Below are 23,951 nucleotides of genomic sequence, written 5' to 3'. Positions count from 1 at the left end.
CTTTGACTATTCAAGGCTTTTTCGTTATAATAAGTTAGATAAAATAATGTAAGATGTCCCGTAGAGGAGTGATTTGTTTGTTAAGCTTTTTACAAAGGCTATTAGGCAATAATAACGCAAAAGAAATTAAAAAAATGCGTGCTATTGCAGATCATATTAATGAAATTGAACCTAATTATATTAAATTAAGTGATGCTAACTTAGTGGCAAAAACTGATGAGTTTAAACGTCGTTTGCAAAAAGGGGAAACGTTAGACGACCTATTGCCAGAAGCATTCGCTGTAGTTCGTGAAGCATCTAAACGCGTTTTAGGCATGCGTCATTTCGATGTACAGTTAATGGGGGGCATTTGCCTGCATAATGGTAATATCGCGGAGATGCGTACTGGTGAAGGTAAAACATTAGTAGCTACATTGCCCGTATATTTGAATGCATTGACCGGTAAGGGTGTACACGTTGTAACAGTAAATGATTATTTGGCGACTCGTGATAGCGAGCAAATGGGACGTTTATATAATTTCTTAGGACTTTCCACGGGCCTTATTGTGGCTAATCTTGACTTTAATCAACGTAAAGAAGCCTATGCGTGTGATATTACATATGGTACAAATAATGAGTTTGGTTTTGACTATTTACGCGATAACATGGTAACCGATGTTGTTCAAATGGTACAACGACCATTGAATTATGCCATTGTGGATGAAGTAGACTCCATTCTTATTGATGAAGCAAGAACACCATTAATTATCTCAGGCCCTGGTCAACGTTCCACTGATAATTATTATAAATTGGCTAAAATTGTTCCTCACCTTATAAAAGATGAAGACTATGTTATCGATGAAAAACAAAAAACTATTGCCCCTACAGATTCTGGCATCGCAAAGGTTGAAAAAATGCTTGGTGTTGAAAACCTATATGATGCAGAAAATATCGAGTTGAATCATTTGCTTGGTGCTTCTTTGCGTGCCTATGCTATGATGCATCGTGATACAGACTATGTAGTTAAAGATGGTGAAGTTGTTATCGTCGATGAATTTACGGGCCGTTTGATGTTTGGACGCCGTTACTCTGATGGTTTACATCAGGCTATTGAGGCTAAAGAAGGTTTGAAAGTTGAACGCGAAAGCCAAACCTTAGCATCTGTTACATTCCAGAACTATTTCCGTATGTATGATAAATTATCAGGTATGACAGGTACTGCTAAAACAGAGGAAAAAGAATTTATCGATATTTATGGATTAGAGGTTATACCAATTCCACCAAATAAGCCTTTAATCCGGATGGATTTGCCTGATCAAATTTTCAAAACTAAAGCTGCTAAATATCGTGCTGTAGTACGAAATGCAGTAGAACGGCACCAAATAGGGCAACCTATTCTGATTGGTACTACATCTATTACACAGTCTGAAGAACTTTCAGACATGTTGTTGCGTGCAGGTGTACCTCATAAAGTATTGAATGCTAAACATCATGAACAAGAAGCAGAAATCGTTGCAGCTGCTGGCCAAATGGGAATGGTAACAATCGCTACTAATATGGCTGGTCGCGGTACAGATATTACTCTTGGAGAAGGTGTGCCAGAACTAGGTGGTTTAGCAATTTTGGGGACAGAACGCCATGAAAGCCGACGTATCGATAATCAATTACGCGGCCGTGCTGGTCGTCAAGGGGATCCTGGTTCTTCTCAATTCTTTTTATCATTAGAAGATGACTTAATGCGTATCTTTGGTGCTGACAATATTACAGGTATCATGGATAAACTTGGTATGGAAGAGGATGAACCTATCGAGCATTCTTTGATTACTAAATCTATTGAACGTGCTCAAAAGAAAGTAGAGGATCATAACTATAACATTCGTAAATATGTACTCGAGTATGATGATGTTATGAATCAACAACGTGAAGTATTATACGAACAACGACGTCGTATTTTACGTAACGAATCCTTGCGTGAAACAATTAATGAAATGATTGACAAGCTTGTTACCGAATCTGTAGATGCTTATGCTGATGAAAAGCTCTATCCAGAAGAATGGGATTATGAAGGTCTCTATAAACATTTAAGTCAATATTTCTTAACAGAGGAGATTATGTCTTCTCAAGATATGGAAGAATATAGTCGTCAAGACTTATTAGAACGCTTATTAGAAATTGCTCATGAAGAGTATCAAGATCGCGTTGATATGCTTGGAGAGGCTATGTTTAGTCAACTTGAAAAGGCGATTATGTTGCGCGTTGTTGATAATAAATGGATGGAACATTTGGATAATATGGATATGCTACTAGAAGGTATTGGCCTCCGTGCATATGGTCAAAAGAATCCGTTGGTAGAATATAAGTTTGAAGCTTTCGATATGTTCCAAAACATGATTGCAGCTATTCAAGATGAGACAATCATGGCATTATATAAAATTCGTGCACAATTGATTCAAGAAATCGAAGAACCAGTTGATCACTTAGAAGGTGCACAATCCCATCATGAAGATGTGTTGGAGCCACAAAACATAGATTAAGATTTGTGAATGGCACGTTGCTCAAAGGGATTTCCACTGGGCAACGGCCATTTTTCTATTTTGTTAAGGTAATAGTTTATTGATGTAATAGGCTAATTAACTAAAGGTGGTGAACATAAATTGTTAGAAGATTTAAAACCGATTATTTCTAATCTAGAAGAACGTATTTATGGGATGAGGGATTCACTTTAACATCGCTCAGAAGGAAGACCGAATATTTACACTTGATGTACAGATGAGTGATCCTACATTTTGGGATAATCCAGATAAAGCTCGTGAGATTTCTCAAGAGGCCACACAACTAAAAAATGCTGTAGAAAGCTATAAGCAACTTGTTAGTGATATTGAAGATGCTAATATGATGCTTGAAATGGCTATAGATGAAGATGACCTCTCCATGGAGAGTGAAATCAAGGAATATGTTAAGCAAATAGAAGAAACCTTGGAAAAGCAAGAAGTACTTTTATTGTTAAGTGGTGAATATGATGCAAATAATGCTATTTTAACATTTCATGCTGGTGCTGGTGGGACGGAGGCACAAGATTGGTGTTCTATGTTAATTCGCATGTACTTGCGCTGGGCTGAAAAATCTGGCTTCTCCATCGAGTTAATGGATGAACAACCTGGTGATGAAGCAGGGATAAAATCTGCTACATTCCTTGTTAAAGGTGAAAATGCCTTTGGTTACTTGAAGTCTGAGAAAGGTGTGCATCGTCTCGTTCGTATTTCACCATTTGATGCCGCGGCTCGACGTCATACATCATTTGCTGCTGTCGATGTAATGCCTGAAATCGATGATACTGTAGAAATTAATATCGATATGAAAGACGTTCAAGTTGATACATATCGTGCTAGTGGCGCTGGTGGTCAGCATATTAATAAAACCGATTCTGCTGTTCGTATGACCCATAAGCCAACAGGTATTGTAGTACAATGCCAAACACAACGTTCTCAAATGCAGAATAGAGAACAAGCTTTACGTTTGTTACGGGCGAAACTATTTGAGTTAGAGCTCGAAAAGCAAGCTGAACTTAAAGAACAGATTGGAGGTACCTACCAAGCAATTGAGTGGGGGAGTCAAATTCGTTCCTATGTATTCCATCCATATAATCTTGTTAAGGATCATCGTACTAGTGTAGAAACTGGTAATGTTCAAGCTGTTATGGATGGCAACTTAGACCCATTTATTGAAGGTTTCTTAAAAAAAGAGGCTAACTTAACAATTTAGGAGATACTATGAAAAAGTTTTTACTATTCCTATTAGTGCTAATTATTGCTCTTGTAGTGGCATCCCAATTTTTATTACCATCTTTTATTGGCTCTCGTATTGAAAGTCAATTAAATGAAACATTGAAACCAACGGCTCAAACAGTAAATGTTGAGGCTCAACCTGCTTTCAAAATTTTATATGGTGAGGTGGATCGTGTTTATGGCACTTTGGAGAATATTAAACTGGGTAAATTGAATTTTGCTAGCTTCCGATTTGATGCTAAACAAATTTTTGTTAATCCAATTTCTTTATTAGCTAGTCAACAAATTGATATCGTTAGTGTTGGGAATGCTAGTATTGATGGGACTATTAATAAAGCTGATTTAGGGACTTTCTTAAGTAATGAAGCAGGTAGTGATATTCAAGACGTACAAGTTGACATTAGTAAAGATAATATCAGCCTAACCGGTAAAATGAATGTAGGCATGGTGTTTAAAGGGGATGTTAAATTAGATGGGAATTTAGAGTTAAAGGGCAATACATTATTGTTTTCACCTAAAAAGTTCACCATAAATGGTGCTACAATTCCTGGTATGACATCTAATGTGTTAGAAAGTACTCAAATTTATGACTTTAACAATTTTCCAATTCCTGTAAAAGCGGAAAGTTTAACTGTTGATAATGGTGAAATTCTCATTAAAGTTAAACCTGTACTCAACTAGAAAGGATTTGTCGTGAATCATCGGAACGCACAAAAAAGTAAGTACTCATGGATTCTTATACTTTGTATTATTATAGGTCTTTTATCTTCCTTATACTTAGTATTTGAACGCCATCAGATTGAGAAATCTCAAAATCATATTGAAAATATTGTAGACTATGATGCAGTTTTACGAGCCAGCGCCTTTGAAAAGCGTAGTCAACAAGAAGCTTTTGATGCATTACATAATGCTGGTGTGACTGCTTTTGCTATTTATGATCGCACGTTAGAAAAAGCAAAAGATGCGGGCCAAGTTAAAGTATTAAGCTCTGAAGAGATGGACTCTGTTCGTGTTAATGGCGCTGCGATTAAACCTGGGGCGACTTATGTGGCATTAATTTCAGGTAAAGAAGGTTATTATAAAGAAATTCGAGAGGATTTATACCACCGTATTGGCAAGGACAAGGTGAAAGAGCTTAATACAAGTATTGGTCCTGTTCTTGAATTGTATGGTGCAACAGCAGATAGCTATGCAAAGATGAATCTTGGTATTTCAAAGTTGCAAGCACAAGAGGTTGTAGATCGTGGTTTCAATGTTATCGTTCGTCCAACAAACTATAGAAACGTAACATCTGAAGATATTCAATATGTATTTAAACGACTTGAAGGCATTCCTCATGTAACAGGGATGATTTTTGCTGGTAAAGAAGCTCTAGGTGCACCTAATTTAACGGATGAAACATTAGCATTACTAAATAAAAACCATATTCCACTAGTTGGTATCGAAGCTGTAAATCAGTTGCAGTATGAGCCACAACAAGGTTTCTTGGAAATGGCGGCCAAAAATAATTATAGTGTAGGTCGTGTGTATACTATCGCTAAAGAGGAGTTAAAGAAAATTACCCCTGAAGAAGCGGCACAACGCTTTTACATTAGTGATATAGAGCGAAATATTCGTTTTAACTTGTTTCCGATGTATGAAACAGGTATAAATAATGAAACTGTATTACAGACTACAATCAACTATATTAACATAGCTACAGAGAAATTGGCTGTAAAAGGTTATGAATTTGGTCCAGCGGATATTTATCCTGCTTATACACCAAATCCATTATTAGTAGTTATTACAATGATCGGGGCTATAGCACTTTTTGTATATGTTCTACAAATGATGTTACCAATGTCTAAGCATACGCAACTTGTGGCCTTTTTTGGAATTTCTTTGGCATCCATTGTTGTATTTATTCTTACAAGTGGTACCTTAATTACTCAAATATGGGCTCTATCTAGTGCTATTATGGCTCCTGTAGGTGCTATGATACGCTTGATGGAAGAGTGGCGCCGTTATGATGGTGCACGTCCATTAGGTGCCATTAAGTCTACGATTCTTGCCTTATTATATCTTGTAATTGCTGCATTATTTGCTGCTATTGGCGGAATGTATATCGCATCTTTATTGGGCAATACGAAATTCTTTATGGAGTTTGCTCTCTTTAGAGGTGTTAAGTTGACCTTTGTTCTGCCAATTATTTTAGTTATTATTGCGTACCTTCAACGATTCCCATTGTGGAACGGCCGCATGATTAATTCCAAAGAAGAAGCGAAAACATTTGTAGTGGAATTCTTAACTATGGATGTTAAATTATATGTATTCTTTATAATAGCAGCACTTGGTGGTGCAGTATGGGTATTTGTTGGCCGTAGTGGACACACTGCAGGTGTTCCTGTACCAGGCTTTGAACTTATGCTACGTCGTTTTCTTGAAAATACAATGTATGCGAGACCGCGTGAAAAAGAGTTCATTATTGGTCATCCTGCTTTAATGCTAGCTACCTTTGCGTTCATGCGTAAGTGGCCTACAGTAATTCATTTCTTGTTAACTCTAGCTGGTGTTATTGGCATTGCTTCGATGGTTGAAACCTTCTGTCATCTTAGAACGCCAGTGTTCATGTCCATCATGCGTGGTTATGATGGTTTGTTAATTGGCGCCCTTTTTGGAGTGCTTCTTATCATCGCAGTACGGTTTATGATGTACGTAACACAATGGTTCCAAGCTAGGGAGGTTGACCATGAGTAATATTGTTATCTCTGGTTATTATGGCTTTGGTAATGCTGGTGATGAGGCCATGCTTTGTGCTATTATCGATGCTATTCGTAAAGAAGAGGCTGATGCACATATTACTGTAATTTCTGGTAATCCTAAAGAGACTAGTAAAAAGCATAATATTAATGCTGTAGGTACATTTTCTGCATTGGGTATCTTAAAAGCAATTGCTCATTCGGATCTTGTTATTAGTGGTGGTGGTAGTTTATTACAAGATGCTACTAGTATTCGCAATACTTACTATTACTTAAGTATTATGGCGTTAGCAAAGTTGCTTGGGAAAAAAGTAATGCTATACTCCCAAGGTATTGGTCCTTTAAATCGTTCATCAACACGTCGTGCCGTTGGATTTGTATTGCGTTTTGTAGATACTATTACAGTTAGAGATTCTATTTCAAAGGATGAACTAGTTTCTTTGGGAATTGAAGATGTAGAAGTTACTGCAGATGCGGTATTGGCCATGCAACCAGCAGATCTTTCAATTGGCTCTCATATTCTGAAAGGGTATATATCTAAAATATCTGAAGCAGATGAACAACGTAAACGAATTGGTGTGGCGGTTCGTAGTTGGAAAGAGGATACAGAGTATAGAGAATCCTTAGCTAATGTATTGAGCAGATTACAAGAACAAGATAATGTGGAAATTATCTTTATTCCTATGTCACATCCTGAGGATACAAAAGAGGCTAAGATCATTGCCAGCTATATGCCGAATGGCGCTATTGTGCTAGAAGGTCCGTTCTCTACAGAGCAACAAGTGTCATTATCTGGAAATGTGGACCTCATGATTGGTATACGTCTTCACGCTTTAGTTTTTAGTTCTTTAATGGGAAAACCAGTTATTGGTATTTCCTATGATCCTAAAATTACAAGCTTTTTACATATGATTGGTCAAGAGCCTATTGGCACAATGACTCATTTGCGTGAAGAAGCCTTATATCAATGGTGTCATAAATTGTTGAATTCTCGTGAGGAGTATCAAGCATCTTATGATCGCATTGAATCATTGCGTGTAGATTCCCAACGCAATGCAGAAATTGCTATTTCATTACTTAAAGATTATTAATATATTGGATTTTATCCAGAAAGTGAGGTCTCTATGGCTACATTAACACAAGATGTTAAACAATTAGTTCAAGAGAAGGCAAAAGCTATTCGCGTTGGTATTGTACAGTCTGTAACGGCAGCGAAATCCGGTCACCCAGGTGGTTCATTATCCATCGCCGATGTGATGGCCTTGTTGTACTATGTTGAGATGAATGTAGATCCAGCAAATCCAAAAGCTCCTAATAGAGATCGTTTTGTCCTTTCTAAAGGTCATGCAGCGCCTGCACTATACGCTACATTGGCTGAAAAAGGTTATTTCCCTAAAGAAGAACTTTTGAACTTACGTAAAATTAATCATATGTTACAAGGCCATCCTGATATGAAACACACACCAGGTGTAGATATGTCTACAGGTTCTTTAGGACAAGGCATTTCTGCGGCTTGTGGTATGGCATTGGCAGGCAAAATTGATAATGCAGATTACCGTGTATACTCTATTCTTGGTGATGGTGAGCTTGAAGAAGGTCAAGTGTGGGAAGCTGCAATGTTTGCTGGCTTTTATAAACTGAATAATTTGACAGCTTTTGTCGATTTTAACGGTCTTCAAATTGATGGTGATATTACTAAAGTTCTTTCTCCATTACCAATTCCAGAAAAGTTCAAAGCTTTCAATTGGAATGTTATTGAAGTTAATGGTCATGACCTTGATGAGCTTCATAATGCTATTGAAACTGCGAAAGCTTTCACAGAAGGCCCAACATGTATTATCATGCATACTGTAAAGGGTAAAGGCGTTGAAGAGATGGAAGGTCAAGCAGGCTGGCATGGTAAAGCACCAAGTGAAGAGCAAGGTGTAGCCTTTGTTAATGAAATTATGGGGGTGCAATAATGGGTAAAGCAACACGTGAAGCATATGGTAATGCGCTAGCTCGCATTGGTAAAGAGAATACTAATATTATCGTACTAGATGCGGATTTATCCAAATCTACTAAAACAGATACATTTAAAGCTGTGTGCCCGGAACGTTTCTTTAACGTAGGTATTGCAGAGCAAAACTTGATTTCTGTTGGTGCTGGACTTGCAGCGGCAGGTAAGATTCCATTTGTATCATCTTTCTCCATGTTTGCTACAGGACGTGCATTTGAACAAATTCGCAATGCTGTATGCTATCCTAAATTAAACGTGAAAGTATGTGCTACACATGCGGGCATTACTGTTGGTGAGGATGGTGCAACGCACCAAAGTTTAGAGGATATTTCCTGTATGCGTACATTGCCAAATATGACTGTAGTGGTGCCTGCTGATGAGCGTGAAACAGAGGCTGTTATCGAATGGGCTGCATCTTATAACGGTCCAGTATACGTTCGTTTGGGGCGTGCTGGTGTAGATGATGTAACAACAGAAGGCTACTCATTTGTGCCAGGTAAATCTACTATTTTGGTAGATGGTTCTGATGTTACAATTATTGCTTGTGGTGCATTAGTTGGACCTGCTGTAGAGGCATCTAAAACTTTATCTGAATCTAATATATCTGCACGTGTTATTAATATGGCATCTATTAAACCTATTGATGCTGAAGCAATTATAAAAGCCGCTGCGGAAACTGGTGCTATCGTTACAGCTGAAGAACATAATATTATTGGTGGCCTCGGTTCTGCTGTATCTGAAGTAGTAGTATCTAATAAGCCTGTACCTATGGAATTCGTTGGTGTCCAAGATACATTTGGGGAGAGTGGAACACCAAAAGAACTAATGGCAAAGTATGGCTTAACTGCCAATGATATTGTAGAAGCCGTAAAACGTGTAATCGCTCGTAAATAATCAAAGGGGATCCCATGATTGAATTTAAGAATGTTAGTAAAGTCTATGATAATGGTTCTGTTGCATTAGACGATGTGTGTTTAACCATTAACGATGGTGAATTTGTTCTCGTTTGTGGTCACAGTGGTGCAGGGAAATCAACATTATTTAAGTTATTAACACATGAGGTAGTGCCAGATGCTGGTACTGTCATTGTTGATGACTTTGATGTTACGCGTATGAAGCGCAGTAAAATTCCTAAATTGCGGAGAAAGCTTGGCGTTGTATTCCAAGACTTTCGATTATTGCCTAATAAAACGGTAGCAGAGAATATTGCTTTTGCTCTTGAAGTTATTGAAGAAAAACCAAAAATTATTAAAGAAAAGGTGAGTCATGTATTAGACCTTGTTGGTTTATCTGAGAAGGCTAATGATTTACCAGAGGATCTTTCTGGCGGGGAACAACAACGTGTTGCTATTGCGCGTGCAATTGTTAATCGCCCAACAGTATTAATTGCTGATGAACCTACTGGTAACCTTGATCCTGATACTAGTAAGGATATTGTTGAATTGTTTAAGCATATTAACAATTTCGGCACTACCGTTATTATGGTTACCCATAATATGGATCTTGTTTCATACTTGAATAAACGCGTTATTCGTTTAAAAGACGGCCGTGTTCAAAGTGATAATATGAGAGGTGCAGAAATTAATGAAGCCTAGAACGATAAAATACTATTTTAAAGAAGCACTGAAGTCTATGAAACGTAATGGACTTATGACATTAGCGTCCATTTCTACAGTGGCTTTATCCTTATTTATGCTCGGTGTATTCCTTTGTGGTGTCATTAATTTGAATAACATGGCATCCAGTCTAGAAAATCAAGTACAGTTAAGTATTTACTTAAAGGATGGCTTAACAACTGATCAAATTATGGCAGTAGGAAAGCAAATTAAGGCTATACCTAACTTAAAGCATTTAGAATTTGTTAATAAAGAGCAAGCTATGAAGGAGTTCAAAGAACGCCTTGGTGATCAGCAACAATTGGTGAATGCTTTAGGTGATGTAAATCCGTTGCCTAACTCATATGTGTTAACCTTTGATAATCCTAGCGATGTAAAAGCAACTGCAAAATTAGCTACGACATTCCAAGGCGTAGAAAGTACACACTATGGTCAAGATATTGTAGAAGAGCTTTTCCGCATTACGCAAGTAATTCGTATTGGTGGGATTGTATTGATTGCTTTCCTAGCAGCTGCAACACTATTCATCATTTCAAATACAATTCGGTTGACTGTATTCGCACGTCGTAAAGAAATTGCAATCATGAAATATGTAGGTGCTACTAATGGATTTATTCGTTGGCCATTTTTGATTGAAGGCATGTTGTTAGGCTTAATTGGTGCTATCATTGCCGTTCTTTGCGTTGGTGAATTTTATCACTTCATCACAATGGAAGTTTCTGAATCATTAGCATTCTTCCCTTTAGTACCAATGTTCCCATTCTTCTATGATGTAGCCCTTTATATCTTAGGTGGCGGCATAGTAGTAGGTGCTATTGGTAGTACTATTTCTTTGAAACAATACATGAAGGTGTAATGTTTATGAATAATAGTATATTTAAATCTCGCTTCGTAGCGGCAATTTTGACTGGTATAGTGGTATTGGGAACACCATTATACATCGTTGCAGAGGACGAAGATTTAACAAATCAACTTGATTCAATTCAACAACAAGTTAATCAACAAAATGCTGAAAAGGCAGATGCTGAAACTGTAATAGTCAGTGTATCCGAACAGTTACGTCAAATCGAAGAACAATTACGTCAGGCTCAGCAACAATTGGATTCTATTCAACAACAACGTATAGCTGTTGAAAATGATATTACAGTGAATGAAAAATTACTTGCTGAAGCACAAAAGCGACTAGAAGGGCGAGAAGCCGTATTTTATAAGCGTGTACGTGATATTTATATTAATGGTCGTTTAAGTTACTTAGATGTAGTTATTGGATCTAAAGATTTTACAGACTTTGCTAATCGTTTAGAAATTTTAAAACGAATTATTGATTCTGATATTAAATTAATTGAGGAAATCAAAAAAGAGCGCGCTGAAATAGCGGCTCGAAAGCAAGCACTAGAACAGTCTCGCGCAAAACTAGTTGAGCTTGAAAAAGCAGCTGCGGCAAAACGAGCTGAAATAGAGCAAAAGAAGAAAGAACGTGAGGTAGTTCTTCAAAAGGCTCAAAATGATCGTGCTACAGCAATGCAAGCAGTAGAAGAATTAAATGCATCTTCTGCACAGATTACAGCGTTATTGAAAGCACGTCAAGCAGAGCGTGCCGCTGCTCGTGCTGCAGCAGCGGCTCAACAATCTTCACCAACTTACTCTTGGGTACAAGGGTCTGGTCAACTTGGGTGGCCTGTAAGTGGTGAAATTACCTCTCCATATGGCTATCGTACACATCCGATTTGGGGCACTACAATTTATCATTCTGGCATTGATATTGGTGTTGATGAAGGTACACCTGTTCATGCTGCAGATGGTGGTACTGTTGCTTGGTCGGGTTGGATGGGTGGCTATGGTTATGCCGTAGTTATCGATCATGGTAATGGCATGTCTACTCTTTATGGACATAATTCTGAACTTGCTGTCTCTGAAGGGCAAGATGTAGGTAAGGGTCAAGTTATTGCCTATGCTGGTAGCACAGGTAATAGTACAGGGCCACATGTACATTTTGAAGTTCGTATAAGTGGGGATCCTGTGGATCCTATGGGATATTTATAATATGAAATTTGATACACGTACAGTGTTATGGAGTCTATTGAAATATATAGGCTCTGGCATTGTTATTATGTGGCTTACATTTTGGTATCTTTCCGGTTCATTCTGGGGGCTACCAAGATTATTTATAGCCTATTATACTGCGAGTCAAGTTTTTATGACACCTATGGCTAAAACTACCCTTTATGATGGTATGCTAAAGGGGTTAATTGACTCTTTGGGAGAACCGCATAGTGTTTATTTAAATGCAGAAGAATATAAATCTATGAAAATGCAAACATCTGCAACATATGCTGGTGTTGGTATGGTCCTTGGTACTGATGATAAAGGTCTATATGCAGTTAGCGTAATGGAAGACCAACCAGCTTTTAAAGCTGGAATTAAACCTGGAGACCACATTATTGCTATCGATGGACAATCCACTACTGAAATTCCGGTAGAGGAAGCATCTTCTCGTATTCGTGGCGAAGCTGGTACTACTGTATCTCTAGATATTGAACGTAATGGTGAAAAGTTGCATTTTGATATCACTCGTGAATCCATAGTTTTGCCTACTGTTAAAAGTAAAATGCTTACTAGCACAGTTGGATATATTCGTATTAGTCAGTTTGCAGAAAATACCGCAGAAGATTTTGCCACTCAATATAAAGAGCTTCAATCTCAAGGTATGAAGGCTCTTGTCTTGGACCTACGAGATAATCCAGGCGGTTTATTATCTACTACTGAAAAGATATCTAACTATATTATGCCTCCAGGTACACTCGTAACAGTACAAAATCGATCAGGTAAAAAGGATACTTATAAGTCAGATGGACCTGATGTAGCTATGCCATTGGTTGTTTTAGTTAATAAGGGCTCTGCTAGTGCATCAGAAATCATAGCAGGGGCTGTTCAAGATCGTAAATTAGGCACTATCGTAGGTACTAATACATATGGTAAAGGTACCGTTCAAACTATTTTCCCTAGTTTAGATGATGAAGGAATTAAAGTAACTATTGCTAAGTACCACACGCCAAGTGATCGTGTTATTGATGGAACAGGTATTAAACCTGATGTAGAAATCGATTTACCAAAAGGTGTACATCCATCTAGTACATTAGATGATATTCAAATTAAAAAAGCATTAGAGCTATTACAGCAATAATGCATAGGAGTTAAATTATGTTTATAGATAGAGCGCGCGTCTTTGTTAAAGCTGGTGACGGTGGGGATGGTATGTCCAGCTTCCGTCGAGAAAAATACGTTCCAAATGGCGGCCCTAGTGGTGGTGATGGTGGTAAAGGTGCGGATGTTGTTTTTAAAGCTGACAAGAATATTAATACGCTTGTAGACTTTAGATATAAACGTCAGTTTAAGGCACCAGCTGGCGGTAATGGTGAAAGCTCTAATAAGCACGGTCGAGGTTCCGATCCTCTTATCATTCCAGTTCCATTGGGTACAGTAATTAAAGATGAGGAAACAGGAAAAATCTTTTGCGATCTTGTCAACGATGGCGATACCTTTGTTATTGCCAAAGGTGGTCGTGGCGGCCGTGGCAATGCTCGATTCCAAACTAGTGCTAACCGTGCACCAACCTTTGCAGAAAAGGGTGAACCTGGTGAAGAATTCTGGTTACAATTAGAGCTTAAAGTATTAGCTGATGTAGGTTTATTAGGTTATCCATCTGTTGGTAAATCTAGTATTTTGCGAAAAGTATCTAAAGCTCAACCAGAAGTGGCAGCATATCACTTTACTACACTAACACCAGTACTTGGGGTAGTTACAATTTCTGGAGATCGTAGCTTTGTTTTGGCCGATATTCCGGGCCTTATTGAAGGGGCTAGTGAAGGTGTAGGTTTAGGTCACAATTTTCTACGTCATGTTGAACGTACGAATATTTTAATTCATGTTCTAGATGTATCTGGTATGGAAGGCCGAGACCCTAAGGTCGACTTTGATGCGATTAATGAAGAGTTACGTAAATACTCTGAAAAATTGGCTAATAAGAAACAAATTGTAGCTCTCAATAAGATCGATATGGTCTTTGATGACACGACGATTCCCGAAACAAAAAAATATTTTGAAGATAAAGGCTATGAAGTATTTCTCATTAACGCCTTAAGTGGTGAAGGTTTGTCAGAGCTTATGGAACGAGCTTACTACTATGTAGAAAACTACGAACCAGAGCCTGAAGCAAATGATGACACAGTTGTATACGAAGCAAAACAAGATGTAGAATTTGTCATTACTCGTGGTGATGATGCTGCTTTCTACATTACTGGTAAACGTATTGAACGATTAGTAGCTATGACAAATCTTGACGATGATCAATCTCTTCGTAGATTTCAACGCATTTGGCGCTTTATGGACCTTGATGCAAAATTGAAGGAAAAAGGCTGTAAAGACGGTGATGAAGTTGTAATCGGCGATCAGCGCTTTACTTTCCAAGAGTAGGAGTAATAATGACAGGAAAACAAAAACGGTATTTACGTTCATTGGCGGCTACAATACCACCGGTTGTCCAAATTGGTAAAAATGGTTTAGAGGATAGCGTTATAGATAGTGCTCGTGCAGCGATTACAGCACGTGAGCTTATTAAGGTTAAATTACATAATAATAGTCCTGAAGATAAGACAATTTTTCAAGACTTAGCAGATATGCTTGGCGCTGAACTAGTTCAAGTGATTGGTTTTAATGGTGTTTTATATAAAGCTAAAAAAGAACCTAAAATCATTTTGCCAAAATAATTTTATATCTAGTAGATCATAAAAATTTGTATACATCGTAGTTAAGAATTTCAACCTTAGGAGGTTAGTCTATGCGCAGCGCCATCGTTAATGCAAAACGAATTGTAGTCAAAGTTGGTAGCAGTACGCTTTGTTACACTAACGGACATTTAAATTTGGAGCGTATTGAAAGATTAGTGCGCCAATTATCAGATTTGGCTAACCAAGGTAAAGAGATTATTCTTGTTTCCTCTGGTGCTACTGGTGCAGGTCTTGCCCCTTTAGGCTTTAAAGAAAAGCCTAGAGATCTCGTATTAAAACAAGCAGCTGCTGCAGTAGGTCAAGGTATTCTCATTCATATGTACGAGCGCATGTTTCGAGAATATGGTCGAACCGTAGGGCAAATTCTTTTAACGAAAGAGGATAGTACTGGACGACATAGTTATCTTAACTTGCGTAATACATTACATACTTTATTGCAACTTAACGTTATTCCTATTATTAATGAAAATGACGTGGTTGCTATCGAAGAATTTAAAATCGGTGATAACGATACATTATCTGCTACTGTTGCAGGTATTGTAGATGCAGATTTACTTATCATTTTGTCAGATATTGAAGGCTTATATACAGCTAACCCAGCCACTAATCCAGATGCTACTTTGATAGAAACTGTTTCTGAAATTAACGATGAAACCTATGCTATTGCAGGTGGTGCTGGTTCTAATATGGGAACGGGTGGTATGTATACAAAAATTAAAGCTGCTCATATGGCAACAAATTCTGGTGTACCAATGGTTATTACCTCAGGTGAAGTAGAGGATTCTGTTCGTCGTGTATGTAAGGGTGAACAAATTGGGACACTCTTTGAAGCCCATGATGCAAGTTTATCTGGTAAACATCATTGGTTAGCTTTTGGTAAACGATTAAAAGGCTCCATTACGATTGATGACGGGTGTGCTCGCGCTGTTTTAGATAAGGGTGCTAGCATTCTGCCCGCTGGTATTATTGAAGTAGAGGGGACTTTTGGACCTGGTGATACAATTTCCATTTATCATGATCATAAGGAAATTGGTCGTGGACTTATTAATTATAGTATTGATGATATGAAGGCGATTAAAGGTCACAATACAAATGATATAGCCGAGATTCTGGGTATTAATACGACCTATGATGAGGCTGTACATCGTAATAATCTAGTTTTATTACACTGAGGAAATCCTATGAACCAGTATGAAAAAATTTGTAAAGATATGGGCCAGAGAGCTAAAACGGCATCTTTTGAATTAGCCCAACTCGACCAAGAAACTTTAGATTCTGCATTGTTAGCAATTGCTGATGCTGTAGAAGCACAAACAGATGAAATTATGGCGGCTAATGAGTTAGACCTAGAAAAATCTGTTGACTATAATTTACCTCGAACTATGATAGATCGATTGACTTTGACACCTAGTCGCATTGCTTTAATGGCAGAAGGGGTGCGTCAAGTGGCTGCTCTTGAAAGTCCTGTAGGTTCCATTATAGAAACAATCACTCGTCCTAATGGTTTGATTATTGAAAAGCGATCCGTACCTTTTGGTGTAATTGGTATTATCTTTGAAGCCCGTCCTAATGTAACCATAGATGCAGGTGTTCTTTGTTTAAAGACAGCAAATGCTACAATTTTACGAGGTGGTAAGGAGGCATTTCACACGAATCAAATCATCGTGTCTATCATGCGGAATACCTTAGAGTCGTTAGGTATTAATGGTGACTCTATTCAACTCGTTGAGGTGCTTGATCGAGATCTGGTTGGAGTACTTTTACAACAACGGGAATATATTGATGTAATCATTCCACGTGGGGGTGCTGGACTTATTCGTCGTGTTGTAGAAGATAGTAGTATCCCTGTTATTGAAACTGGTAGCGGTGTATGTCATACCTTTGTTGATGAATTTGCTGATTTAGAGATGGCTTTAGAAATTGCAGTCAATGCTAAAGTCCAACGTCCATCTGTATGTAACTCTATGGAAACCTTACTAGTTCATCAAGCTGTGGCTAGAGAGTTTTTACCACGCCTTAATATAGCACTACTAGAATATGGTGTTCGTATTCATGGTGATGAGGCTGTAGCTCAATATATGGTAAATACAATTCCTCTAACAGAAGAGTCTTTCAGCACAGAATACAATGATATGGACTTAAATGTGCGTATCGTTGAAAATCTTGAAGAAGCTATTGATCATGTGAATCGGTATACTACACATCACTCTGAGGCTATTATCACAGATGAACCTATGCGTGCTAATGTGTTTATGAATTTAGTAGATTGCTCTACTGTGTATCATAATGCATCTACACGTTTTACAGATGGCTTTGAGTTTGGCTTTGGTGCTGAGATTGGCATTAGTACACAAAAACTCCATGCTCGAGGTCCTATGGGGTTACAGGCTCTAACATCTTATAAATATTTTGTATTTGGAGAAGGCCAAGTACGGACGTGAAGAAATTATATTATTTTTTAAGGGCATACTATAGATACATTCAAACACCAAAGGGACGATATGAATGGATATCCTATATAAAAGCATTGCTCATATTCATCATTATTTGTGTCATTGTCATTAAGGGAGTGACCACATTATGGTAGATAAACGTCGTATAGGTATAATTGGTGGAACATTTAATCCCATTCATTTAGGTCATCTAATGATTGCAGAGGTGGCTTGTGAAAGCTTTAATTTAGAAAAGGTTATCTTTGTACCTGCTCGTATTCCACCACATAAGCAACATGATGTGATTGATAGTCATCATCGCTATGCTATGACGGCGGCCGCAGTTTCGGATAATCCAAATTTTGAAATTTCTGATGTAGAGATGCGCCGAGAAGGCCCTTCGTATACCGTTGATACGATTCAATATTTTAAAAAACTATATGGTCCTACTGTTGAATTTTACTTTATTGCAGGGACTGATACTATTCGTGCATTACCGACTTGGAAATTTATAGATGAACTTATAGATGAGGTTCATTTTATTGGAGCTACTAGGCCAGATGGATCAAGTGCTATTGATTCTACTTTGGATGAGTTAGGATCTAAAGCACGTGAAAAAATACATGTTATGGAAGTGCCTGAAATGAAATTGTCTGCTACGTATTTACGAGAGCGCTTACGGTCTGGAAAGACCGTTCGTTATATGTTGCCTAAATGTGTAGTGGATTATATAGAAGAAAACCATATATATGGGAAGGAATAAATGATGTTATCGTTTGATGAAATACAACATAGGGTAAGCCAATGGATGGGGAAAAAACGTTTTAAGCATACTCTAGGTGTTGTTGAATCCGCAACTCAGTTGGCTAAACTTTATAATGTTGATGTAGAAAAAGCACGATTAGCGGCATTGCTACATGATTGTGCTAAAGAAATGCCTTTGAAAGAGATGCAAGATTTGGTGAAGGAGAATAATTACAAAGCTGATGAAGAATTATTAGCCAATGGTAATCTTTTACATGGATTAGCAGGTATGATTCGAGCTAAACTTGAGTTCTCTATAACCGATTCAGAAATTTTAGAAGCTATTCGTGTTCATACAACTGGTAAGGTAGGGATGTCTACATTAGATAAAGTTATATTCTTAGCAGATTATATTGAACCCAATCGTGATTTCCCAGGTGTTGATGAACTTCGAACGGTAGCTAAAAAAGATCTAAATAAGGCTGTATTGCTTGGTTTTGACAATACTATTAATCACCTTATTGAGCAACATCTTTCTATTTATCCTTTGACCATTCTTGGTCGTAATGATGTATTAAAATCTTGTAAATAATGGAGTTTTATATGGACGAACGTGAACGAGCAAGAGCTCGCCGACGTAGAAAAAGACGTCAACAAAAGTCATCTGTGAAGTGGCCCAGAGTTATTCTGGCTATTGTTGTAGTTTTTACTTTGCTCGGTGGGATAGGGTATGGCATATATAGTGGTGTATCTTATGCATATAGAGCAATTGTCGGAACTACTGAAGCTACTGAAGCCGTGATAGATAGTGAAAATAAACAGGACGCAAATACTGTATCAGTAGAGCAAAAAGGCTTAGATAAACCTTTATATATTTTGGTTATCGGCACTGATGACAATAATCCTAGTCAAGGTGATAGTCTATTCCTATTATCTGTAAACCTTGATCAAAAAACGATGGACGTTATCGGCATTCCAAGTAATAGTAAAATCGATAATCGTGATCAAACCGATGCGACTATGTTAAATAGTATTTATGAAAAAGGAGGCATTGAACTTACTAAAGCTGTAATTGAGGATATGTTCCATATTTCAATCCCGTATTATGTAGTAGTTAATCAAACTGCCTTCAAGAAAACTAATGATGTGTTAGGAAATCAGCAAATTTATGTAGAACAACCGATGGAACATATTGATGCAGAAGGCAATATAGATATTGATTTGCGACGTGGTTACCAAACTTTAGATAGTAATAATGCCTTAGCGTATTTACGATATTCAGATCCTAAACACGATACCTTTACTCGTGTACAACGACAAGAGCGATTCTTAAAGTTGTGGGTAGAACAAGAGCATAATGCATTTTTTATAACAAATGCATGGCATATTTGGCGTATTTGGGAGCATTATGATAGTAATATCTCCACTTTAGATGCTATTAAACTGATATATAATGCGAGCAAAATTAATAAAGAAGAAATCCACTTCTATATACTTCCTGGTGAAAAAGAACTTATAGGTGAAACGACTTATTGGAAGGTAAACCCCACGGAAGCTCAACGTTTAGTGGGTATTACAATGGGTAATTTACCAGCTAATGAAATGACGCAATTTATATCTGCACCAACAAATAGTACGTCGAAGGTTGCACCTGAATCGGAACATAATGGTGGCACTATTACAAAACCCACAGAACCAGGTGAGGAGAGCGGTAGTAAGCGATAAGATAAGAGGCAATATAATGAAAAAGAAAGAAGATATTAAACAAATCGTATTAGAACTTGCACAAGCTGCATTTAATAAAAAAGGCAGAGATATTGAAATTCTTGATTTAGAAGGTATTTCAATGTTAGGTGATTATTTTTTGATTGCCAGTGCAAATAACATCAAGCAATCTCAAAGTATTGCTGATGAAATGGAAGATAAAGCAGCCGAATTAGGTATGACAGTTCGGCACAGAGAAGGTTATCGTGAAGGAGAATGGATTTTATTGGATTTCGGCGATATAATTTGTCATGTCTTTGGTGGTGATGAATTGCGTGAATTCTACAGTCTAGAAGAATTGTGGAATGACGCTGGTCGAGTTCCATTTGAAGGAGTATAATATGGCTACAGAATTGTTGGAAAATACAATTGCCACATTGAAAGTATTGCGTACTAGTGACCAAGGTGCTTTTCTAGATGGTCAAACAGGCAATACAAATGATGATATTTTGCTTCATAAAGATCAACAAACTTCACCAGTTACTATAGGAGATGAGGTAGAAGTATTTTTATATCGCGATCCAAAGGGGCGTTTAACTGCTTCTATGCGTTTACCAGCTATGAAGGTTGGCCAAATTGGTTATGTTGAGGTCATCAATACGACAAATTTTGGTTGCTTCGTTGAGGTTGGCACAGAACGTGGTATCTTTATGCCTCATGCTGAGATGCGTGGTCGCCCTCAGGTAGGGGAAAAGGTATGGGTTCGTCTATATACTGATAAATCTGGCCGTTTTGCGGTCTCCATGGATGTAGATGATGAAATGCGTCGTGCCTCTAAAGCTGCTACTGAAGCTACGGTTGGTCAACTTGTAAAAGGTGCTATCTATAACTTAACGAGTGATGGGGCATTTTTTATCACTCCTGAGCGTTGGATTGCCTTTTTACATCGTTCTGAAATGACGAGAAAGTTAAAAGTAGGGGAAATGATTGAAGGTCGTATTACTTTCAAACGCGATGATGGTCGTGTCAATGTATCTATGCGCCCTACAAAGGAAAAAGCTCTTGTTTCAGATGGTGATATTATTATGGAATATCTTTTAAATCGCGGTGGAAAGATGCCATATAGTGATGAGTCTTCAGCGATGTTGATTAAAGATAAGTTCAATATTAGTAAGGCTGCGTTCAAACGTGCCTTAGGGCATTTAATGAAAGAGAAAAAAATTGTTCAGGAGGATGGTTGGACATTGCTTACCGACATAGGTCGCCAATGGACACCTCTTGTTAGTGATGAGTCCCAAGATGAGGAATAAAGACGATGAAAATTGTCATTGTAGGCGCTGGTAAGGTTGGTTATTCATTAGCACAACGTCTTGTTCAAGACGATCATGATGTATATGTTATCGATCGCTCACCAGAACGCATTCATAATCTTGAAAATACATTAGATGTTAGCCTAGTTTTAGGGAATGGCAGTGATGTTCAATTATTGAATGAAATCGATATATCTGATGTTGGTATGTTTATTGCTGTTACTGATTCAGATGAGGTTAATATGCTATCCTGTTCGGTAGCTAAAATAAAAGGTGTGCCTACAACTATTGCACGCGTTCGTGATAATAGTGTGGCGGAACATATGGATGAGGAGATACGAGCTCAATTAGGTGTTGATCTTTTCATCAATCCTGAAATGGTTACAGCTCAAGAGTTACTACAAATTTTAGAAACACCATCAGCTATAGATGTTGAGGAGTTCGGTCAGGGTGCTGTGCGCCTTATGGAATTCAAATTGAATAATGAATTTCCTCTATTAGAACAGCCACTAAAAGAAATTCGCTTTCCTGAAGGTGTTCTATTAGTTGGTATTTTGCGCTATGGTGAAATGATTATTCCGCATGGTGAAAGTCGTTTACAGGCTGATGATAGTGTATTTTTCCTAGGTTTGAAAGAGTCCGTTTCTGAAGTGGAGAAACTTTGGTTCCATAATTATAATACATTCTATAAACGGGCTGTAATCATTGGGGCAGGTCTCTTAGGTCGTAACTTAACTGTATTACTAGAAAAAGCTGGTTTTTCTGTGAAGGTTATTGAAAAAGATTTTGACCGTTGTGAGAAACTGGCAAATCAAGTGGATAAAGCCATGGTTATCAATGGGGATGGTACTGATTTTGATTTGCTCGAAGCTGAGGAAATTGCTGATAGCGATGTAATTATTGCTCTAACAGATGATGATAAACTTAACTTACTTGTAGCACTTGTAGGGAAGCATATGGGCATCCCAAAAACCGTTGTTCGTGTGGGACGGCCAGAATATATTATGCTGATGGAGCAAGTAGGTATTGATGTAGTATTTTCTCCACGTTTATTAACTGCAAGTCAAATTTTGCGCTTTGTACGAAGTGGAGAAGGGGTTGTATCTATTTCCACCTTTGAAGGTGGTAAAGCCGAATCTATCGAAATTGAAATTACCAATGAATCACCTGTAGCAGGTAAACAATTGAAAGATATTCGTTTACCTGGGAAGGCCTTAGTAGGTGTAATTTTACGGGAAAATGAAGCTATCGTACCTCGTGGTAATACTCAAATTTTAGATGGTGATCATATCGTTCTCTTTACATTACCTGAATCGGTAAGCAAATTGCTTAAATATCTTACTTAGTAAGGAGGGGCTATGCGAATTCAAATCGTTATGTCCTTAGTGGGTCGACTACTCTATATATTTGGGGTTTTTACTTTAATCCCTTTTATATATAGTGTCGTATTTGAAACTGCATATTGGTCATTCCTTATAACCACAAGCCTTTCTTTAGTTTTGGGGACGCTTTTATCTTATTACGGTTGTGAAAGTCAAAGCTTTAGTATTCGTGATGGGTTCTTAGTTGTATCCTCTACTTGGATATTTACGGTTATTTTGGGGGCTTTACCTTTTTTGGGGAGTGGCATATTGACTAATGTTTTTGATGCTTTATTTGAAGCCACTTCAGGTATTACTGCAACTGGTGCAACTATTATTTATAGTGTTGATACGTTACCAAACACATTTGTATTGTGGCGTGGTCTTATGCACTGGGTTGGAGGGATGGGGATCATCGTCCTTATCTTATCATTTTTAAAGAATTTAGGAGCAGATGCAGCACATTTCTTTAATGCAGAGGCATCTGTACCAAAGCCTGGTGTTGTAATGCCGCGTATTCAATCAATGGCCACCAAGCTTTGGCAGTTGTATATTGCCTTTACTGCTCTTTGCTTTCTTATGCTGTGGGCTGGCGGCATTGAACCTTTTGATGCGTTAAACTATGCCTTTTCTATTATTGCCACGGGTGGATTTGCACCGACATCAGCAGGGGCTTTTATTTATGAACAAAGTAATTATATTTGTTTCGTATTTATATTCTTTATGTTTCTTGCTGGTGGCAATTTCTCTGTGTATTACAATGCACTTCAAAAAGGAATTCGCGTTTTAATTAATGATTTTGAAACACGTATGTACTGGCTTGTAGTGTTTATTGGTATTGCCATTGTATCAATATCTCTAGCATTACAATCTAGCTATTCTAGTCCTTTAGAGATTGTTAGAAATGCTGCCTTTAATTTAGTTTCGCTTCAAACTGGTAGTGGTTTTGCTATTAGTGATTATGATTTGTGGCCTGCTGCAGCACAGATGATGTTATTTATTTGTACATTTTTTGGTGGTTGTAGTGGTTCTACAACGGGCGGTGTAAAAATTATACGACTTATTATTTTGATTAAGAGTTCTATAATTTATCTGCGAAAATCAATTCATCCTGATATGGTTCAAGTAGTACGTATTAATGGCAAACCGATGCCTACTAAATGGATCCAGATGACACAGCAATTTTTATTTTTATATTTAATGATTTATGTGGTATCTGTTTTTCTAATGACTTGTACTGGTCTTAATACATATGATTCTATGCAAGTGGTTACGGCCTTTCTTAGCAATGTAGGACTAGGGTTTGGTGGCTTTGGTCCTACTGATTCCTTTAATGTTATGCCGGATACTGCTAAATGTATTGCTATTGTAGACATGTTACTAGGTCGTTTGGAGTTATTTACGATTTTAGTTATGCTTCACCCTCAGTTTTGGGAAGGGTATTTTATTAAAAAAGAGGTTCCTAAACGATATCGTATTCTATAGGAGGGCGGGAA

General features: G+C 37.7%; 22 protein-coding genes. All 22 read left to right on the top strand.

Annotation, left to right across the window (positions count from 1 at the left end; translation table 11 throughout):
• The first annotated feature begins 77 nt into the window (after nt 1–77).
• On the top strand, nt 78–2,513 hold the full coding sequence (secA, locus tag VPHSUH08_RS01080) for a preprotein translocase subunit SecA (protein WP_105086524.1): 2,436 nt from the start codon (nt 78–80) through the stop codon (nt 2,511–2,513).
• Nucleotides 2,514–2,633: 120 nt separating this feature from the next.
• Nucleotides 2,634–3,741 (top strand): peptide chain release factor 2 gene (gene prfB / locus VPHSUH08_RS01075; protein WP_206669385.1). Its coding sequence is split into 2 segments (ribosomal slippage): nt 2,634–2,690 and nt 2,692–3,741, totalling 1,107 coding nucleotides; the frame shifts between segments, so codons are not numbered across the junction.
• 8 nt (nt 3,742–3,749) lie between these two features.
• Nucleotides 3,750–4,445, top strand: a complete 696-nt coding sequence (locus VPHSUH08_RS01070; protein WP_004697145.1) for an LmeA family phospholipid-binding protein — start codon at nt 3,750–3,752, stop codon at nt 4,443–4,445.
• Nucleotides 4,446–4,457: 12 nt separating this feature from the next.
• On the top strand, nt 4,458–6,500 hold the full coding sequence (locus VPHSUH08_RS01065) for a DUF5693 family protein (RefSeq protein WP_021148074.1): 2,043 nt from the start codon (nt 4,458–4,460) through the stop codon (nt 6,498–6,500).
• On the top strand, nt 6,493–7,593 hold the full coding sequence (csaB, locus tag VPHSUH08_RS01060; RefSeq protein WP_004693157.1) for a polysaccharide pyruvyl transferase CsaB: 1,101 nt from the start codon (nt 6,493–6,495) through the stop codon (nt 7,591–7,593). The genes VPHSUH08_RS01065 and csaB overlap by 8 nt, the downstream gene beginning before the upstream one ends.
• 33 nt (nt 7,594–7,626) lie before the next feature.
• Nucleotides 7,627–8,463 carry a transketolase gene (locus VPHSUH08_RS01055; protein ID WP_012864276.1) on the top strand — a complete coding sequence of 279 codons (837 nt, stop codon included), beginning with the start codon at nt 7,627–7,629 and terminating at the stop codon, nt 8,461–8,463.
• Nucleotides 8,463–9,395 (top strand): transketolase family protein, encoded by a 933-nt coding sequence (locus tag VPHSUH08_RS01050; protein WP_004697368.1) that lies wholly within the window; start codon nt 8,463–8,465, stop codon nt 9,393–9,395. The genes VPHSUH08_RS01055 and VPHSUH08_RS01050 overlap by 1 nt, the downstream gene beginning before the upstream one ends.
• Nucleotides 9,396–9,409: 14 nt before the next feature.
• Complete coding sequence (gene ftsE / locus VPHSUH08_RS01045; protein ID WP_004693165.1) at nt 9,410–10,096, top strand: cell division ATP-binding protein FtsE; 687 nt, start codon at nt 9,410–9,412, stop codon at nt 10,094–10,096.
• Nucleotides 10,086–10,973 (top strand): permease-like cell division protein FtsX, encoded by an 888-nt coding sequence (ftsX, locus tag VPHSUH08_RS01040; RefSeq protein ID WP_004693167.1) that lies wholly within the window; start codon nt 10,086–10,088, stop codon nt 10,971–10,973. Before ftsE ends, ftsX begins: the two co-directional genes overlap by 11 nt.
• A gap of 5 nt (nt 10,974–10,978) precedes the next feature.
• Complete coding sequence (locus tag VPHSUH08_RS01035; protein ID WP_369907481.1) at nt 10,979–12,160, top strand: murein hydrolase activator EnvC; 1,182 nt, start codon at nt 10,979–10,981, stop codon at nt 12,158–12,160.
• A 1-nt stretch (nt 12,161) separates the two neighbouring features.
• Nucleotides 12,162–13,301 (top strand): S41 family peptidase, encoded by a 1,140-nt coding sequence (locus VPHSUH08_RS01030; RefSeq protein WP_008600791.1) that lies wholly within the window; start codon nt 12,162–12,164, stop codon nt 13,299–13,301.
• A 17-nt stretch (nt 13,302–13,318) separates the two neighbouring features.
• Nucleotides 13,319–14,590 (top strand): GTPase ObgE, encoded by a 1,272-nt coding sequence (gene obgE, locus VPHSUH08_RS01025; RefSeq protein ID WP_105086522.1) that lies wholly within the window; start codon nt 13,319–13,321, stop codon nt 14,588–14,590.
• A gap of 8 nt (nt 14,591–14,598) precedes the next feature.
• Entirely contained in the window at nt 14,599–14,883 is a 285-nt protein-coding gene (yhbY, locus tag VPHSUH08_RS01020) for a ribosome assembly RNA-binding protein YhbY (RefSeq protein ID WP_004693176.1), read from the top strand.
• A 71-nt stretch (nt 14,884–14,954) separates the two neighbouring features.
• Nucleotides 14,955–16,076: a glutamate 5-kinase gene (gene proB / locus VPHSUH08_RS01015; RefSeq protein WP_004693178.1), complete on the top strand. Its 1,122-nt coding sequence runs from the start codon at nt 14,955–14,957 to the stop codon at nt 16,074–16,076.
• A gap of 9 nt (nt 16,077–16,085) precedes the next feature.
• On the top strand, nt 16,086–17,345 hold the full coding sequence (locus VPHSUH08_RS01010) for a glutamate-5-semialdehyde dehydrogenase (RefSeq protein WP_004697040.1): 1,260 nt from the start codon (nt 16,086–16,088) through the stop codon (nt 17,343–17,345).
• Between the two features lie 139 nt (nt 17,346–17,484).
• A complete protein-coding gene (gene nadD, locus VPHSUH08_RS01005) occupies nt 17,485–18,099 on the top strand; it encodes a nicotinate-nucleotide adenylyltransferase (RefSeq protein ID WP_004693184.1) in 615 nt (204 codons plus the stop codon).
• 3 nt (nt 18,100–18,102) lie between these two features.
• The gene (gene yqeK, locus VPHSUH08_RS01000; protein WP_038150274.1) at nt 18,103–18,672 is read left to right on the top strand and encodes a bis(5'-nucleosyl)-tetraphosphatase (symmetrical) YqeK; all 570 of its coding nucleotides are present in this window, start codon (nt 18,103–18,105) and stop codon (nt 18,670–18,672) included.
• Between the two features lie 11 nt (nt 18,673–18,683).
• A complete protein-coding gene (locus VPHSUH08_RS00995; RefSeq protein ID WP_004697102.1) occupies nt 18,684–19,805 on the top strand; it encodes an LCP family protein in 1,122 nt (373 codons plus the stop codon).
• A gap of 16 nt (nt 19,806–19,821) precedes the next feature.
• Nucleotides 19,822–20,184: a ribosome silencing factor gene (gene rsfS / locus VPHSUH08_RS00990; protein ID WP_004697255.1), complete on the top strand. Its 363-nt coding sequence runs from the start codon at nt 19,822–19,824 to the stop codon at nt 20,182–20,184.
• 1 nt (nt 20,185) lies between these two features.
• Nucleotides 20,186–21,094 (top strand): S1 RNA-binding domain-containing protein, encoded by a 909-nt coding sequence (locus VPHSUH08_RS00985; protein ID WP_004697457.1) that lies wholly within the window; start codon nt 20,186–20,188, stop codon nt 21,092–21,094.
• 5 nt (nt 21,095–21,099) lie between these two features.
• Nucleotides 21,100–22,440, top strand: a complete 1,341-nt coding sequence (gene trkA / locus VPHSUH08_RS00980) for a Trk system potassium transporter TrkA (RefSeq protein ID WP_105086521.1) — start codon at nt 21,100–21,102, stop codon at nt 22,438–22,440.
• A gap of 12 nt (nt 22,441–22,452) precedes the next feature.
• Entirely contained in the window at nt 22,453–23,940 is a 1,488-nt protein-coding gene (locus VPHSUH08_RS00975) for a TrkH family potassium uptake protein (protein ID WP_004697205.1), read from the top strand.
• Nucleotides 23,941–23,951: the final 11 nt, after the last annotated feature.

Origin of the sequence: Veillonella sp. S13054-11 (genome assembly GCF_002959795.1) — a bacterium.
GTDB classification, from domain to species: Bacteria; Bacillota; Negativicutes; order Veillonellales; family Veillonellaceae; genus Veillonella; species Veillonella parvula_E.
The sequence above is the reverse complement of the archived record's forward strand: the minus strand, read 5'-3'. Positions and strand labels throughout refer to the sequence as shown.